Origin of the sequence: Alteraurantiacibacter aquimixticola (assembly GCF_004965515.1) — a bacterium.
Lineage (GTDB): Bacteria > Pseudomonadota > Alphaproteobacteria > Sphingomonadales > Sphingomonadaceae > Alteraurantiacibacter > Alteraurantiacibacter aquimixticola.
Genome location: NZ_SSHH01000002.1, coordinates 818,016 through 834,999 on the forward strand (window position 1 = coordinate 818,016; position 16,984 = coordinate 834,999).

General features: G+C 64.1%; 13 protein-coding genes. 5 read left to right on the forward strand and 8 right to left on the reverse strand.

Annotated features, from left to right (window positions below; genetic code table 11):
* The first annotated feature begins 81 nt into the window (after nucleotides 1-81).
* On the forward strand, nucleotides 82-2,166 hold the full coding sequence (locus E5222_RS10490) for a PQQ-dependent dehydrogenase, methanol/ethanol family (protein ID WP_136693692.1): 2,085 nt from the start codon (nucleotides 82-84) through the stop codon (nucleotides 2,164-2,166).
* A gap of 31 nt (nucleotides 2,167-2,197) precedes the next feature.
* Nucleotides 2,198-3,967 carry a DUF8021 domain-containing protein gene (locus E5222_RS10495; RefSeq protein WP_136693693.1) on the forward strand — a complete coding sequence of 590 codons (1,770 nt, stop codon included), beginning with the start codon at nucleotides 2,198-2,200 and terminating at the stop codon, nucleotides 3,965-3,967.
* A gap of 25 nt (nucleotides 3,968-3,992) precedes the next feature.
* Here E5222_RS10495 and pobA read toward each other — a convergent pair whose 3' ends face one another.
* Nucleotides 3,993-5,162 (reverse strand): 4-hydroxybenzoate 3-monooxygenase, encoded by a 1,170-nt coding sequence (gene pobA, locus E5222_RS10500; protein ID WP_136693694.1) that lies wholly within the window; start codon nucleotides 5,160-5,162, stop codon nucleotides 3,993-3,995.
* A gap of 116 nt (nucleotides 5,163-5,278) precedes the next feature.
* On the opposite strand from pobA, the gene E5222_RS10505 reads away from it, so the two are divergent.
* Nucleotides 5,279-6,166: a helix-turn-helix domain-containing protein gene (locus tag E5222_RS10505; protein ID WP_136693695.1), complete on the forward strand. Its 888-nt coding sequence runs from the start codon at nucleotides 5,279-5,281 to the stop codon at nucleotides 6,164-6,166.
* 32 nt (nucleotides 6,167-6,198) lie between these two features.
* Here the strand turns inward: E5222_RS10505 and E5222_RS10510 are convergent, their stop codons facing one another.
* The 7 genes from E5222_RS10510 to E5222_RS10540 form a co-directional block, all read right to left on the reverse strand.
* Entirely contained in the window at nucleotides 6,199-6,639 is a 441-nt protein-coding gene (locus E5222_RS10510; RefSeq protein WP_246021675.1) for a PaaI family thioesterase, read from the reverse strand.
* Complete coding sequence (locus E5222_RS10515; protein ID WP_136693696.1) at nucleotides 6,636-7,571, reverse strand: electron transfer flavoprotein subunit alpha/FixB family protein; 936 nt, start codon at nucleotides 7,569-7,571, stop codon at nucleotides 6,636-6,638. Before E5222_RS10515 ends, E5222_RS10510 begins: the two co-directional genes overlap by 4 nt.
* A gap of 42 nt (nucleotides 7,572-7,613) precedes the next feature.
* Complete coding sequence (locus E5222_RS10520) at nucleotides 7,614-8,363, reverse strand: electron transfer flavoprotein subunit beta/FixA family protein (protein ID WP_136693697.1); 750 nt, start codon at nucleotides 8,361-8,363, stop codon at nucleotides 7,614-7,616.
* Nucleotides 8,360-9,265 (reverse strand): NAD(P)H-dependent flavin oxidoreductase, encoded by a 906-nt coding sequence (locus E5222_RS10525; protein WP_136693698.1) that lies wholly within the window; start codon nucleotides 9,263-9,265, stop codon nucleotides 8,360-8,362. The genes E5222_RS10520 and E5222_RS10525 overlap by 4 nt, the downstream gene beginning before the upstream one ends.
* Entirely contained in the window at nucleotides 9,262-11,052 is a 1,791-nt protein-coding gene (locus tag E5222_RS10530) for an acyl-CoA dehydrogenase C-terminal domain-containing protein (protein WP_136693699.1), read from the reverse strand. The genes E5222_RS10525 and E5222_RS10530 overlap by 4 nt, the downstream gene beginning before the upstream one ends.
* Before the next feature lie 89 nt (nucleotides 11,053-11,141).
* Nucleotides 11,142-13,466 (reverse strand): 3-hydroxyacyl-CoA dehydrogenase/enoyl-CoA hydratase family protein, encoded by a 2,325-nt coding sequence (locus tag E5222_RS10535; protein WP_136693700.1) that lies wholly within the window; start codon nucleotides 13,464-13,466, stop codon nucleotides 11,142-11,144.
* On the reverse strand, nucleotides 13,466-14,599 hold the full coding sequence (locus E5222_RS10540; RefSeq protein ID WP_136693701.1) for a thiolase family protein: 1,134 nt from the start codon (nucleotides 14,597-14,599) through the stop codon (nucleotides 13,466-13,468). Before E5222_RS10540 ends, E5222_RS10535 begins: the two co-directional genes overlap by 1 nt.
* Nucleotides 14,600-14,797: 198 nt before the next feature.
* Between E5222_RS10540 and E5222_RS10545 the strand changes: the two genes are divergently transcribed.
* Nucleotides 14,798-16,534, forward strand: a complete 1,737-nt coding sequence (locus E5222_RS10545) for a long-chain-fatty-acid--CoA ligase (RefSeq protein WP_246021676.1) — start codon at nucleotides 14,798-14,800, stop codon at nucleotides 16,532-16,534.
* Nucleotides 16,527-16,964, forward strand: a complete 438-nt coding sequence (locus E5222_RS10550) for a MerR family transcriptional regulator (RefSeq protein ID WP_136693702.1) — start codon at nucleotides 16,527-16,529, stop codon at nucleotides 16,962-16,964. Before E5222_RS10545 ends, E5222_RS10550 begins: the two co-directional genes overlap by 8 nt.
* Nucleotides 16,965-16,984 lie beyond the last annotated feature (20 nt).

Genomic DNA, 16,984 nt, shown 5'->3' on the forward strand with positions numbered 1-16,984 from the left:
TTGGGAGGGGAGAGCCGCATCATCATGCGTCACATGCATCTGTTGTCCGCCGGGGCCGCGCTGGCCTTGGCTTCTTGCACAATGTCGGCGCCGCCGGTGGAGGTCGCGCAGCAGGCAAGCGCACCTGCCGGTCCCGCTGCGGTCAATACCGCGCGCATGCTCGCCACCGAAAGCACCGCCGACATCGGCAACTGGATGAGCCACGGCCGCACCTGGGGCGAGGATCGCTTCAGCCCGCTCGACCAGATCAATGACGGCAATGTCGGCGAGCTCGGCCTCGCCTGGTATGACGATCTCGCCACCACACGCGGCGTGCAGGCGACGCCGCTGGTGATTGACGGGGTGCTCTACAACGAAAGCATCTACAACATCGTCACCGCCTATGACGCGGCGACGGGCGCAAAGCTGTGGACCTACGACCCGCAAGTCGGCCCCGAATGGGCGCGGCTGGCCTGTTGCGGACCCTCCTCTCGCGGGATCGCGGCGTGGAACGGCAAGATCATTATCGGCGCGCTCGACGGGCGGCTGATCGCCGTGGACGCGGCTACAGGCGAGGAAGTCTGGACCACCCAGACCTTCAGCACCGAAGGCCTGCTGGGCGCCTATTCGATCACCGGCGCGCCGCGCGTCTATGACGGCAAGGTGGTGATCGGCAATGGCGGCGCGGATTACGGCGTGCGCGGCTTTGTCTCGGCCTTTGATGCCGAGACCGGCGAGCAGCTGTGGAAATTCTTCCTGGTCCCTGGCAATCCGGCGGATGGCCCCGATGGCGAGGCGTCGGACAGCGCGATGGAAATCGCCATGCCCACCTGGCATGGGGAATGGTGGCGCTATGGCGGCGGCGGCACGGCGTGGGACAGCTTTGCCTACGACCCGGACCTCAACCTCGTCTATATCGGCACCGGCAATGGCTCGCCCCAGATGTGGCATTTCCGCAGCGACGGAAGGGGCGACAACCTCTTCCTATGCTCGATCGTTGCGGTCGATGCGACGACGGGCGAATACAAGTGGCACTACCAGATGGTACCCGAGGAGGACTGGGACTACACATGCACCCAGCCGATCGTGACCGCCGACCTCGAGATAGGCGGCGAGACGCGGCAGGTGTTGATGCAGGCACCAAAGAACGGCTTCTTCTACGTGATCGACCGCGCCACGGGCGAACTGGTGAGCGCGGAGAGCTATGTCTCGGTCAATACCTGGGCGAGCCATGTGGACATGGCGACGGGCCGCCCCGTGTTGCAGCCGGGCGCGCATAACACCACCACGCCGCACATCATGAATCCCAGCTGGCTCGCCGCGCATACCTGGCACCCGATGAGCTATAGCCCGGATACCGGCCTCGTCTATCTCTCCGCGCAGGAGCAGGGATCGGTCTATGCCAATGCCGAGGATGGCGAGTTCACCTTCGTGCGCCACCGCAGCAATTCCGGCATGCAGCGCACCAACATGCCCGAACTGCGCGCGCAGCTGCAGGAAGAGATCAACGCGGCCGAGAAGGGCTACCTCCTCGCATGGAACCCTGTGACGCAGAGCGAGGCATGGCGCGTGCCCTATCGCGTGCCGGGCAGCGGCGGCGTGTTGGCCACAGCGGGCAATTTGCTGGTGCAGGGAACGATCGACAAGACGCTGGCGATCTATGCCGCCGATACGGGGGCGAAGCTGTGGGAGATGGATATCGACCAGGCGCCGGTCGCCGGGCCGATCACCTATATGGTCGACGGCGTGCAATATATCGCCATCAATGCCGGCTGGGGCGGATCGCCGGTCTATAATCTCGGCCCGTTCAGCACCTCGAGCGCGAAGCTGCTGGTCTTCCGCCTCGGCGCGACGGGCGTGGAACTGCCCCCGCCCCCGCCGCCGAGCGACCTGCCGCGCCCGCCCTGGCTGACCGCCACCGAGGACCAGGTGGAGCGCGGCCGCGCGCTCTATGGCGATAGCTGCGTACGCTGCCATGGCGAGAACGCCGTAGGCGGGATGAAGGACTTGCGCTGGATGACGCAGGAAACCCGCGCCCAGTTCAACGATATCGTGCTGCGCGGCATCTATGCCGATCGCGGGATGATCGGCTTTGGCGACGTGCTGTCGGAAGAGGATGCGAGTGCCATCCACGCCTTCCTGATCGCCCGCGCGAATGAGGATTATGCCGACGCCGCCCATCCGTAAGGGCGCGGGGCACAAGGGGAGAGACAACCACATGAAACTGCTGACATCCGCCGCCGCACTGGCGCTGGCCGCCACAACGTCCCTGTCTTTGGCCATGCCCGCGCTGGCGCAGGCACCGGGAGAGGACAGCGCGGTACCCGACACCAGCTGCCAGTATGACTGCCTGATCGAGACGGTCCGCGCGCATATGGCGGCGCTGGAGAGCCGCAATTATGGCAGCCTCCCGCTCGCTACCGATGTCATGTTCACCGAGAACAATGTCCCGCTGAAAATCGGCCAGGGCCTGTGGCGCACGGTGGACGAGGTCGATGACAATGGCCTCGCCGTGGCGGATGAGAGCACCGGCCATGCCGCATGGTTCGGATCGGTGCGGGAGAACGGCACCGCCGCCTTCTACGCCCTGCGCATCCATGTCTCGGACGGGCTGATCGACGAGATCGAGACCGTGGTCCACCGCCGCACCGGCCTGCCCGCGCCCTTCGGCGACTGGGAGAACATGGAGCATTTCGCCGAATTCTACGAAGTGCTGCCAGAGGAAGAGCGCCGCCCGCGCGAGCGGATGCTGGCGATTGCGGACGCCTATTTCGACACGGTGGAACTGAATGACGGGCAGGTCTTCGCGCCCTTCAGCGAGGATTGCAGCCGGCTCGAAAACGGCATCACCACCACGGCTCCGCGACCCGGCGAACAGCAAAGCGCCGCTTCCATAGCTTCGGGCTGCCGCGCGCAGTTCGAGCTGGGCCTCTACCGCATCAACAAGCGCATCCGCCGCGACCTGCCGCTGGTGGACGAGCGGCGCGGTGTGGTCGTCGGCACCGGCTTCTTCGACCATGCGAACGAATTCGACCGCTATCTCCTCACCAATGGGCGCGAGATGCGCACCGCGCTGAAATGGCCCAATTCCATCACGCTGATCGAAGCCTTCCGCATTCGCGATGCGGAGATCCAGCGGATCGAGGCGACGTTCACCTACGTCCCCTATTTCATGCACAATCCGTTCTGGAGCGAGGCCGCGCCCATGCCGCGTTTCGCACCCGATGCGGATGCCTGCGACAGTGCCTGCCTGACCGGCCTCACCAATTCGGTGCCGCAGGGCATGGTCGGGGATGACTGGCAATCGGTGAACTGGGGCGAGCAGGTCGGATACACCGAGAACAGCGTCGGCATCCGCGTGGGCGAGAGCATCTGGCGGACCGTGACCGCGATCGACAGCGCGCCGCTGGTCGTCGCCGATGCGGCAACCGGCAAGGGCGTGTGGATCGGCCGGATCGAAGAACACGGCCAGCCCGCCTGGGCGGCCTTCACCGTGTCCGCCGATGGCGATGCGGTCGGCAGCGTCGATGCGACGATCCGCCGCAGCGAATATGGCGCGCCCTGGGCGGAGCCGGTCTCGGCCAGCGACTTCAGCGTGCTGCCCGCCAATCGCCGCACCCCGCGCGAGGCGATGGTGCAGGCTGCCGGCGCTTTCATGGCTGCGATCAGCGACAATGGCCCTGCTCCAGAGGCGGCGGCGGATGACTGCCAGTGGTTCGTCAACGGACAGCCGGTCGGCGATTGCACCTCCCCCTTTGGCGGCCCGATCCTCGCCCGCGTGGAGCGCACGCGCGACCGCGAGATTCTCGCCATTGACGAGGAGCGCGGGCTTGCCGTGGTGAAGTTCTTCGAGGACCTGCCTGCCGCGGGCGGAGAGGGCTATCCGCTCACTTACCAGGTCATCGAACTCTACCGGTTCGAGGATGGGCGAGTGACGCGGGTGGAGGCTTTCACCAGCGAGTTGCCCTACGGCATGCGCCCGCGCTGAGGCCTAGCGGTCAGACCGGCCAGAATCAGACCGGCAGGCCGACGTAATTCTCGGCAATGCTGGTCTGGGCCGCGCGGCTGGAGGCGATGTAGTCGAGCTCCGCCACCTGCATGGCGCGTTCGAAGGGGCCGTCCTCCGGGAAGCGGTGCATCAGCTTGGTCAGCGACCAGCTGAAGCGCTCCGATTTCCACACGCGGGCGAGCGCCTTGTCCGAATAGCCAGCGATCGCATCATGATCGTTCGCCTTGAAGAACGCCGCCAGCGCGGCCGAGGCATAATGCACATCCGATGCGGCGAGGTTCAGCCCCTTGGCACCGGTCGGCGGGACGATATGCGCGCTGTCACCGCATAGCAGCAGCCTGCCGTGCCGCATCGGCGCGAAGACATAGCTGCGAAGCGGGGCGATGCTCTTCTCCAGCGCCGGGCCGCGGGTGATGTTCGCGGCAGCCTCAGGACCGAGGCGGATGGCGAGCTCATCCCACAACCGCTCGTCGCCCCAATCCTCCACCGCATCGGTCAGCGGCACGTCCACGTAATAGCGGCTGCGCGTCTCGCTGCGCATGGAGGCAAGCCCGAAGCCACGCTCATGGTTGGCGTAGATCAGCTCGTGATTGCAGGGCGGCACATCAGCAAGGATGCCGAGCCAGCCGAAGGGATAGACGCGCTCGAACTCCTTACCGACACTGGCCGGGATGGCCTTGCGGCTGGGGCCATGGAAGCCGTCGCAACCGGCAACGAAGCGGCAATCCACGCGGTGCTCGGCGCCGTCCTTGCTATACGTGACGTAAGGAGCATCGCCCTCCACATCATGCAGCGCCACGTCTTCGGCCTCGTAGACGACTTCAAGTCCGCGCTCGTCGCAGGCATCCATCAGGTCCTTGGTAATCTCGGTCTGGCCATAGACCATCACACGGCTGCCCACGAGGTCCGCCATGTCGATGCGGATCAGCCGGTCGCCATCGGCGAGGTTGAAACCGTCATGCCACAGACCCTCGGACTTCATCCGGGCGTCGAGGCCAAGCCGCTCCATCAGCTCGACCGTGATCGTCTCCAAAACGCCGGCGCGAATGCGCGAGAGGATGTAGTCGGGCGCGCGCCGCTCCAGCACCACGCAGTCCACGCCCTCGGCCTTCAGCAAATGGCCCAGCAGCAGGCCCGCAGGCCCTGCCCCGATAATGCAAACCTGTGTTGTCATGGGCGTCCCGGATCGTTCGATTTCGCAAGCACATTAGGAACGCGCGCGCGCATACCCAATGGCAATCCCAACGCAGGACTTGGCTTTTTCGCCAAGCCTGATGCTATAGGGAATGCATGGCCACGCAGCTTCCACCCAGTTTCTTCCTCTATGGCGAAGCCGAGCAGGTCGCTAATCCCGACTTCGTCCATATCGAGGACCTAGCCGCGCGTTCGCGCCCCAGCGGCTGGAGCATCTCGCCGCACAAACATGCCGATCTCAACCACCTGATCCTGATTTCCAGCGGCGGCGGCGTGATCCAGTATGAATCTGATTTTTCGGAATTTATTGCCCCGGCCCTGCTGGTCGTCCCGGCCGGGGCCATCCACGGCTTCGAATGGCACACCGAATCCGGCGGGCAGGTCCTGACCATCGCCGATGTGCAATTGCAGCAGCTGTGCTCCGAACATGGCGAGTTCGCCAAGCTGTTCGAGACATCGCGCTGCATCGCCCTCGAGCCCGGGGAATGCGAGGCGATCGATGACAGCATGACGCTGATTGCGCGCGAGCTGTCATGGAAAGGTCTTGGACAATCCGCAGCCCTGCAGGCCGGCTTGCTGATGGTGATGGTGCAGGCGGCAAGGCGGCTGCAGCATGTCGAGGGTGAGATCCAGGGGACCACGCGCCAGCGCGACATCGTGGCGCGCTTCCGCCAGCTGCTCGAAAAGCGCTATCGCCAGCGCGAGCCGGTCGATACCTATGCGCGCGAGCTGGGCGTGAGCCAGACCGCCTTGCGAGAGGCTTGCGCCGCCATGGGCCAGCCCCCCATCGCCATGCGTGACCAGCGCGCGATCCTGGAATCGCAGCGCCTGCTCGCTTTTTCGGCGATGAGCATTGCCGAAATCGGCGAGGCGGTGGGCATTGGCGACCCGGCCTATTTCTCGCGCTTCTTCACCCGCAAATGCGGTTCCTCGCCCGCGCAATGGCGGCGCGATGCGATGCGGGGCAGGACGTCGGGCCGCTAGCGGGCTACCGACGCTGGCATGCCCGGTGGCTCTTATGTCCGCTGCGGGGCGATGTAGAGCGTGGACGTCGCGGAGCCGTAAAGCTTGCCATTCGCATCGACCAGCTTGGCCTCGGCATAGGCGGTGCGCCTGGTTAGCGACAGCACGTTCCCGATCGCGCGCAATTCGCCCGCATCCTCCGTGATCGCCGCGTGATAGGCGACTTTCACTTCCAGCGTGACGCAATGCGAAGCATCGGGCAGCGCCGACGTCGCCGCGAGGCCGCAGGCGGAATCGAGCAGCGTTGCGGCGAAACCGCCATGGGCAATGCCAAGCATGTTGTAGACGTCGGGCGTCGCCGTGCCGGTGAGCACGACATAGCCCTCTTCCGCCTCCACCAGCTCGATGCCGAGCAACTTGGTCAGGCCGTGGGGCTGTTCCCTGTCCATACCGGCCTTCAGCTTGTCGAGGCCGGTTACGATGGCGGTTGTCACAGCTTCTCCGTGAGTTCCGGCACGGCCTGGAACAGGTCCGCTACAAGGCCGAGATCGGCGACCTGGAAGATCGGCGCGTCGGGGTCCTTGTTGATCGCGACGATCACCTTGGAATCCTTCATGCCCGCCAGATGCTGGATCGCGCCGGAAATGCCGACGGCGATGTAAAGCTCAGGCGCGACGATCTTGCCCGTCTGACCGACCTGGTAGTCATTGGGCACATAGCCCGCATCGACCGCGGCGCGCGATGCGCCGATGGCGGCGCCCAGCTTGTCGGCGAGCGGGGTGATGACCTGCTCGAAAGTCGGGCCGTCCTTCAGCGCACGACCACCGGATACGATCGTGCCTGCGCTGGTCAGTTCGGGCCGGTCGCTCTTCACAGCTTCGAGGCCGACGAAGCTGGAAAGCCCCGCATCGCCCGCACCGGAGACATTCTCGACCGCAGCCGAACCGCCCTCTGCGGCAGCCTTGTCGAAGGCGGTGCCACGCACAGTGATGACGAGCTTGGCGTCGGAGCTTTCGACCGTCGCGATGGCATTGCCGGCATAGATCGGGCGGGTGAAGGTCTTGGGGCCTTCCACGCCGATAATGTCGGAGACCTGCATCACGTCCATCAGCGCGGCAACGCGCGGGGCGATGTTCTTGCCGGTGGTGGTGGCCGAAGCGAGGAAGGCATCATAGCCATCCATCAGCCCCGCCACGAGCGGCGCGACATTCTCGGCCAGCTGGTGAGCGTAGGCAGCGTCGGACGCCAGCAGCACCTTTTCGACGCCGGCGACCTTGGCCGCGGCATCGGCTGCGGCGGTGGCATCACCGCCCCCTGCCACCAGCACATGCACGGGACCGCCCAGCGCGGCAGCGGCGGTAACAGTGGCGAGCGTGGCGGGGTTCAGCGTGCCGCCTTCATGATCTGCGAGAACCAGTGAAGTCATGTCATTCTTCCAAAATCAGATTTCTACGGGTGAAGGCGGCGCTCAGACGGCGCCCATGGCCTTGAGCTTGGCGACCAGCGTATCGACATCGGGCACGATCTCGCCCGCCTGGCGCACGGGCGGCTCGGCCACTTTCAGCGTCTTCAGGCGGGGTGCGGTATCGACACCGTAATCGGCGGGGCTCTTGGTAGACATTGGCTTCTTAGCCGCCTTTATGATGTTAGGCAGCGCAGGAAAGCGGGGTTCGTTCAGCCGCAGGTCGGTGGTGACCACGGCGGGCAGAGCCAGCCGCACCGTCTCAAGGCCGCCATCGACCTCACGTGTAACTGCCACATGGTCGCCGTCGATCTCCACCTTGCTGGCGAAAGTGCCCTGTGGCCGCCCCAAGAGCGCGGCGAGCATCTGGCCGGTCTGGTTGTTGTCGTCATCGATGGCTTGCTTGCCCATAATGACGAGTTGCGGCTGCTCCTCGTCCACAATGGCCTTAAGGATCTTGGCGACCGCAAGTGGCTCAACCTCCTCGTCTGTCTCGACATGGATCGCACGGTCGGCACCTATGGCGCGGGCACTCTTGAGCGTATCGCTACCTGCCTTCGCCGGGCCGATGGAGACGGCGACGACTTCCTCGGCCTTACCTGCCTCCTTGATTCGCACGGCTTCCTCAAGTGCGATCTCGTCGAACGGGTTCATGCTCATCTTGATATTGGCGAGGTCCACACCCGAGCCATCCGCCTTGATGCGCGGCTTCAAGTTGTAGTCGATGACCCGCTTTACGGGGACAAGGATCTTCATGCGGTCAGTTCCTTCAGGGCTTCGTTATATTGTGCGATCAACTCGCTGCAGATTTCCGCGGCAGGCCGTATCGCATGGGTCGCGCCAACGCCATGGCCGGCGGACCAGATATTCTTCCATGCCTTCGCTTCGTCAGACAAGGCCATTTCGCCGTGGCCGCCATCGGGCAGGCTGGCGGCTTCCAGGCTGGCGCGCATGAAATTGGCGCCGACGCCGGTGACCTTGTCGGTGTAGACGATATCCGTCGCCTTCGCCTCGATCATCATCTGCTTCTGCGGATCGGAGGCCATGCTTTCGACGGTGGGGATGAAGTGGGAGCCGACATAGGCGAAATCCGCCCCCATCGCCTTGGCGGCCAGCACCTGGCGGCCATGGGTGATGCAGCCTGACAGGGCCAGCGGCCCGTCGAAGAATTCGCGGATCTCGCTGGTCAGCGCAAAGGGGCTGAGCGTGCCGGCATGGCCGCCCGCGCCCGCCGCCACGGCGATGAGGCCGTCCGCCCCGGCACCGATAGCCTTCTTGGCATGGCGGATACCGATCACGTCATGCATCACAACGCCGCCATAGGAATGCACCGCCTCGATCAGATCGGGCACCGCGCCCAGCGAGGTGATGACCAGCGGCACCTTGTGCTTCACCACCAGCGCCAGGTCTTCCTCCAGCCGCGGGTTGCTCTTGTGCACGATCAGGTTGGCGCCGAAGGGCTTGCCGTCCAGCCGCTCCCTCATCTCGCCGAACCACGCATCGAGGTCCTCGGTCGTGCGCGCATTGAGCGTCGGGAAAGTGCCGAGCAGCCCGTTCGATGAACAGGCCACCACCAGCTCCGTCCCCGAAACCAGGAACATGGGCGCGACGATCGCGGGGATCGCCAGCTCTTCGAACAGGGCGTTCGCCTTGCTCAAAACGCGTGTTCCTCAAGCGCCATCATCGACTTCTTGCCGGCCTTGATCGACAGGAAGTGCGCGGAAACCTGCGGCAGGATACGCTCGAAGTAGAAGGTCGCCGTCTTGATCTTGGCGTCGTAGAATTCCTTCTCCTCGGTCCCGAAGGCGAGCTTCATGCCAGAGATCATCGTCGCGCGGGCGAAGCAGTAGCCCATGGCGACAAGGCCCATCAGGCGCAGATATTCGGTCGCGGCGGCGCCCGCCTCTTCCGGATCCTTCAGCCCGCGCTGGGCGATGGTCGCGGTGGAGAGCTGCAGCGCGCCGAAGGCCTTTTCCAGCCCTTCTATCATCGGCTTCATCGGCCCGTCGCCCTTGCTCGCTTCGATGAAGTCGGAGACCGGGTGGAAGAAGCTGCGCAGGTAACGTCCCGTATGCGCGCCCAGCTTGCGGCCGACGAGGTCCAGTGCCTGGATGCCATTGGTACCTTCATAGATCATCGCGATGCGGGCATCGCGGGCATATTGCTCCACGCCGCTTTCGCGGATGTAGCCGTGGCCGCCATAGACCTGCACAGCGAGGTTCGCGTTTTCATGGCCGAGATCGGTGAAGAGCGCCTTCACCACCGGCGTCATCAGTGCGACGAAATCGGAAGCGCGCTGACGCACTTCGGGGTCCGTCGCATGCTTTTCCGCATCCAGCGCACGGGCAACCCATGCGCCGAGCATGCGGCAGCCCTCATTATTGGCCCGCATGGTCATCAGCATGCGGCGCACATCGGGATGGACGATGATCGGATCGGCCGGCTTGTCCGGGTGCTTGGCACCCGAAAGCGAGCGGCCCTGCAGGCGATCCTTCGCGTACCAGACGGCGGACTGATAGGCGGCTTCGCCAATGCCCAGACCCTGGATACCGACCGACAGGCGCTCGGCATTCATCATGGTGAACATGGCCGCCATGCCCTTGTGCGGTTCGCCGACCAGCCAGCCGGTCGATTCCTCGAACTGCATCTGGCAGGTGGCGGAGGCCTTGATGCCCATCTTGTGTTCGATGGCCGTGCAGGTCACGCCATTCGACGGCCCGACGGAGCCATCGTCCTTGGGCAGGAACTTGGGCACCAGGAACAGCGAGATGCCCTTCACGCCCTTGGGCGCATCGGGCAGGCGGGCCAGCACCAGGTGGATGATGTTGTCCGACAAGTCGTGGTCGCCGGCGGAGATGAAGATCTTGGCTCCGCTGATCTTGTAGCTGCCATCGTCTTGCGGATCGGCCTTGGTGCGCAGCAGGCCCAGATCGGTGCCGCAATGCGCTTCGGTCAGGCACATGGTGCCCGACCATTCGCCGCTGATCATCTTGGGCAGGTAGAAGTTCTTCAAATCCTCGGTCGCATGCGCCTCGATCGCGATGGAGCCGCCATGCGTCAGGCCCGGATAGAGGCCGAAGGAGAGGTTGGTGGAGCAGGTCATCTCCTCGACCAGCTTGTTCACCCGTTCGGGCAGGCCCTGCCCGCCATATTCGGGATCGGAAGCGAGCGCGGACCAGCCGCTTTCGGTGAACTGCTTGTAAGCGTCCTTGAAGCCTTCGGGCGTCCGCACCACGCCGTTTTCGAGCGTGCAGCCTTCCTCATCGCCGGAGCGGTTGAGCGGCAGCAGCACTTCGCGGCTGAACTTGGCCGCTTCTTCCAGGATCGCGCTGGTCAGGTCGGAATCGAATTCCTCCAGCGCTTCCAGCTTGCCGAAGCCGTCTTCTTCCCACAGCTCGTCCAGCACGAAACGCATATCGCGCAAGGGGGCTTCATAGACCTGCATGTCGCATCCACTCCTTAGGTTGCGACCGGCCGCTTGAGAGAGGGGGGAGGAGGCGGCCGGTCGCGAGTTGTATTCTTGTTACGCTGCGATCAGTTGCGCAGCGGCTTGCCGGTTTCCAGCATGTGTTCGATCCGTGCCTGCGTACGCGGGTCGCGCACGAGTTGCATGAATTCGGTCCGTTCGAGTTCGAGCAGTTCTTCCTCGGTCATGACCTCGGTCGGATCGGTGTCGCCCCCGGTCAGCACCTTGCCAAGGCGGCCGGAGACCACCTCGTCATATTCGGTGGCGAGGCCGCGTGCGCGGAAGCCGTCGATCGCCAGCTGCAACGCAGCCATGCCGGCGGGGCCAGGCAGGCGGAATTCGGGCGGTTCGGGCGGAGTATAGCCATCGGCCAGCTCCAGCGCCTTTGCCTTGGCATCGGAGAGGAGCCGGTCGCGGTTCATGGTCACACCGTCGCTGGCGCGCAGGAAGCCGTATTGCTTCGCTTCGGCCGCCGATTTCGCCACTGTAGCGGTGGAGATGATCTCGAACGCCTTGGCGACGGCGGGCATCGGACCCTGCGGCTGGCGGGGCATGTCACGCCAACGCTCGATCATTTCGCCGCAGCCACCCCAGCCGGGGATCAGGCCCACGCCGCATTCGACAAGGCCGATATAGCTTTCGGCATGCGCCTGCACGGCATCGGAATTGAGCAGGACTTCGCAGCCGCCGCCCAGCGCCAGTCCGGAGGGTGCACCAATGACCGGGAAAGGCGCGTATTTCAGCGCCTTGTAGGCATCCTGACCACCCTTGATCAGCTTTTCGATCTCGCTCCATGCAGCGATGTTCACCGCGAAAATTGCAAGGCCGAGATTGGCGCCGGCGGAGAAGTTCGAACCTTCGTTATAGACGACGAGGCCCTTGTACTTTTCGGCCACCAGCGGAATCGCATCGCCGATCAGCTTCATCACGTCGGTGTCGAGCGCGTTCATCTTGCCGGTGAATTCGAGGCAGGCGATGCCATCGCCCACATCCCACAGCGCGGCAGAAGCGTTCTTCAGCAGCGGCTCGGAATTGAGCTTGATATCCTCCAGCAGCAGCACGCCATCGGCGCGCTCCACATCGTGATACTGGCCGTCGAGGCCGAAATACTGCCGCTTGCCGTTTTCGACGCGGTAGAAGGTACCTTCGCCGACCTTCTCCAGCAGCTCGGGTACCGGTAGGCCGCTCTCGGCCAGCTTAGACCGCAGCTTGGCCGGGCCGATCTTGTCGATCATCTCGAACGGGCCGGCTTTCCAGTTGTAGCCGAGCTTCATCGCGTCATCGACGCCCAGGATCGTCGCCGTCGCTTCGGGAACGATGCTGGCGGAATAGGACAGCGTCGGCCCCAGGATCGCCCAGGCATATTCGCCGATCTTGCCCTTCAGCTCGATCAGCGCGCCAAGGTCACCCTTGGCGGCCGCACCCGGAATACGCGGAGGCTTGGCGGCGGGAGCATATTCGCCAGTCTTGAGGTCGATAGCCTCCTTGACCTTCTGCCCGCCTTCGCGGTTGAGGCGATAGAAACCGCCCTTGCCCTTGCGGCCGGTATAGCCCTCGGCAATCATCTTCTCGATCAGCGGCTCACTGCGGGCGATCGCCTGGTAGGGATCGTCCTTGGGCAGCGTGCCGGTGAGGCTTTTCTGCAGGTAAGGCATCAGGTCGATGCCGACGAGGTCGATCAGGCCGAAAATGCCGGTCTTCGGCACGCCCATCGGCTTGCCCGCAATCGCATCGGCCTCTTCCACGGTCACGCCCATGTCGACAGCCGAATTGGTTGCAACTTGCAGCCAGAATGTGCCGATACGGTTTGCGATGAAGCCGGGGGAATCCTCGGCATCGACCGGGGTCTTGCCCAGCTTGCGGTCGACGAATTCGGTGACCTTGGCAACCGTCGCCTTGTCGCTTTGCGGGCCGGAGACGATCTCGATCAGCCGCATGTAGCGCGGCGGATTGAAGAAATGGGTGATCAGGAAGTCGCGCTTGAACGCGTCGGACCGGCCATCGGTCAGCTGCGCCAGCGGGATGGTGGAGGTGTTGGAGGAAACGGCCGTGCCGTCCTTCCGCACCGCTTCCAGCTTGGCGTAGAGATCCTGCTTGATGTCGAGCCGCTCGATGATGGCTTCCACCACCCAGTCGCATTCGGCGACCTTGCCCAGGTCATCCTCGATATTGCCGGTCTCGACCAGCTTCGCCGCCGCCTTCGACATGAAGGGCGCGGGATCGGTCTTGAGCATCTTGGCAACGGCGCCTTCAGCCACCGCATTGCGGTTTTCCGGGTCGCGCACGATATCGAGCAGCAGCACGGGCACGCCGGCATTGGCGACCTGCGCCGCAATGCCCGCACCCATGGTGCCCGCGCCGATAACGCAGACCTTTTTGATGTCGCCGCTCATTATGCGGCCTCCAGCACGGTGGCGATGCCCTGCCCGCCGCCAATGCACTGGGTGGCGAGCGCATATTTACCGCCGTCACGCTTCAGCAGCGCAGCAGCCTTACCCACGATGCGCGCGCCGGTGGCGCCCAGCGGGTGGCCGATGGCGATCGCACCGCCATCGATGTTCACCTTGTCCATGTCGAGGCCGAGGTCGCGGATCGTGGCGATCGACTGGCTGGCAAAGGCCTCGTTCAGTTCGACCACGTCGATGTCGGCCGCCTTGATGCCCGCGCGCGACAGCGCCTTTTCGGATGCGCCGACTGGGCCGATGCCCATGATTTCGGGCAGGCAGCCGGAGATTGCGACCGACTTGATCTTGGCCATCACTTCGAGATTGTTGGCCGCGGCATATTCCGCGCTGCAAACCAGCACGGCGGTCGCGCCATCGGTCAGCGGGGAGGAGGTGCCCGCGGTCACCGTGCCATCGGCCTGGAAAGCAGTCTTGAGCCCGGCGAGTGTTTCAGCCGTAGTGTCCGGACGCGGCGTTCCGTCTGCATCCACCACACCCTTGCCCGTATCGATCGGCACGATCTCGTCCTTCAGCCTACCCGCCTGCACGGCGGCGGCGGTCTTCTGCTGGCTCAGCACGGCGAAAGCTTCCTGCTCCTCGCGGCTGAGGCCGTACTTCTTGGCGACGTTTTCCGCCGTGTCGCCCATGGAGATATAGGCGGCGCTCTTTTCGGCGAGCTTGGGGTTCGGCATCGGGTTGAAGCCGGTCATCGGCACGCGGCTCATGGACTCTACGCCAGCGCAGATGAACACCTCGCCCGCGCCCATCTGAATCTGGCCGGCTGCATAGTGAATGCCGCTCATCGACGAACCGCAGAAGCGGTTGATCGTCATTCCGCCGATGGAGATCGGCAGGTCGGCCAGCAGGACGACGAGGCGCGCGATGTTGAAACCCTGCTCGCCTTCGGGAAAGGCGCAGCCCATCAGCAGGTCCTCGACATCCTCCGCCTTCACCCCAGTGCGTTCGACAAGGCCACGAATAACTTGCGCTGCCATGTCATCCGGGCGAACACGGGCCAGAGCGCCCTTGTGTGCGAGGTGGAAGGGGGACCGGGCATAGCCCGCGATAACGACTTCGCGCATGAATCTGCCTCTCCATAATGCCGGGAATCGGGTCCTCGGCGTTTCGTTTCCCTAATGGTGACCAAATTTCCCTATACGTCAACTGATTTTTGTGCTTTCTATGAGTCGAGAAGCGAGCCGGACGGGAGAAAGTTCCGGCAAGTCGCAGTGATGATGACGGACCCGCAAGACCGGGCCGTGACAAAGGAGAGAGGTTCGATGGATCAGGCGCTGGCCTGGAAGGTCAATCCACCGGGTGAGATGATTTTCGCGCGCGAGGCGACGCCGATCCCCGATTATCCGCTGCCCTATTACGTGGACGATGCGGGCGAATATGTTTTCCCGCCGCGCCTCCTGACCTCGCTGATCGACAATGCGGTGACGCGCTGGCCCGAGCGGCCGGCGATCGATTATTTCGGCCGCTGCTGGACCTATGCGGAGCTGGGCGAGCTGGTCGACAAGGCCGCGCGCGGGTTGCAGGATCGCGGCTTCGGCAAGGGCGACAGGCTGGGCCTGTGCCTGGGCAATTCGCCCTATCACGTGGTGCTCTATTTCGCGGTGCTGAAGGTCGGCGGTATCGTCGTGAACCTCAATCCGCTCTACACCGAATATGAGCTCGACCACCTGTTCCGCGATGCGGGCATGAAGATCGTCGCCGTGCCCGAAGTGCGCTTCGTGCATGAGAAGGTGGAGCATGCCGCGCGCAAGGCGGGCGTCGAAAAGGTACTGGTGTGCCGGATGAAGGACATGCTGCCCTTCGCCAAGAACATCGGCTTCCGCCTGTTCCGCCGCGCCGACCATATCCAGATATCCGATCCGGAGATCACGCTGGAGATGGCGGACCTCATCGCCAATGGCGGCAAGCCCGATCCGGTCCAGATGGATCCCGATGACGTGGCCGTGCTGCAATATACCGGCGGCACTACCGGCATTCCCAAGGGCGCGATGCTGACCCATGCCAGCCTGGCCGCCAATTGCGGGCAGATGCTGGCGCATTTCGGCGGCATGGTGGAGGAACAGCAGCGCACGCTTGGCGTGTTGCCGATGTTTCACGTCTTCGCCCTCACCTCCGTGCTCAATTTCGCGATCGAGATGGGCGGGGAACTGGTGCTGCTGCCGCGTTTCGAGATGAAGCAGGTGCTCGCCACCATCAAGCGCAAGCCGCCGACGCAGGTCTATGGCGTGCCGACGATCTGGAGCGCCTTCAACAACCTGCCCAAGGGCCAGATGCCCGACCTGTCCAGCGTACAATGCTGCATTTCGGGCGGCGCGCCACTGCCGCTGGAAGTGCGCCAGGCGTTCGAGGAGCGTTCGGGCACGCGCGTGGTGGAAGGCTATGGCCTGTCCGAAGCTAGTCCGATCATCACCTGCAACCCGCTATTCGGCCAGGTGAAAAACAACAGCGCCGGTCCCCGCTTCCCCGGCACCACGATCGAGATCCGCGATCCTGAAAACCCGGAGCATCTGTGCAAGCAGGGAGAGCGCGGCGAAGTGATGGCGCGCGGGCCGCAGCTGATGAAGGGATATTGGAACAATCCCGAAGCGACCGAGAAGACCTTCTACAAGGGCGCGCTGCGCACCGCCGATATCGGCTACCTGGACGAGGACGGTTATCTCTTCCTCGTCGACCGCATCAAGGACCTGATCCTGTGCAGCGGATACAATGTCTATCCGCGCGTAATCGAGGATGCCGCCTACCAGCATCCCGATGTGAAGGAGGCGATCGCCATCGGTATTCCCGACGAATATCGCGGACAGGCACCCAAGCTGTTCGTCGCCATCAGCGGCGATTCCGACCTCACGCCCGAGGCTCTGGAAGAATTCCTCAAGATCCGTCTCAACAAGATCGAAATGCCTGAGGAAATAGAATTCCGCGACAGCCTGCCCAAGACCATGGTCGGCAAGCTGTCGAAGAAGGAACTGGTCGAGGAGGAGGAAGCAAAACGCAATGGCTGACGCCGACAACGCACCTGCCGTTTCTCCCGCCGCCGCGAATGACGACAACGCTTCGGGCGATCACAAGGGAATCAAGGAAGTCGCCGCGATGCTGGGCGTTACCCATCGCACGCTGCGCTTCTACGAGGATAACGGCCTTATCAGCCCGCAGCGCGTCGGCAGCACGCGCATCTATTCCAAGCGCGATATCGGGCGCATGCAGCTGATCCTGCGCGGCAAGCGGCTGGGATTCTCTCTGCGCGAGATCGGCGAATTCCTCGACCTCTACGATTCCGATCCCAGCCACATCGAGCAGATGGAACACTTGCGCGGACAGGTGCGCGAGAAGCTGGCCGAACTGCGCGCGCAGAAGGCGGCGCTGGAAGAGACCATGCGCGAATTGCGCCAGATCGAGGCCGAGGCGACGGACCGGATCGAGGCGCGCCGTTAATGACCGGATCCGGCATCTAG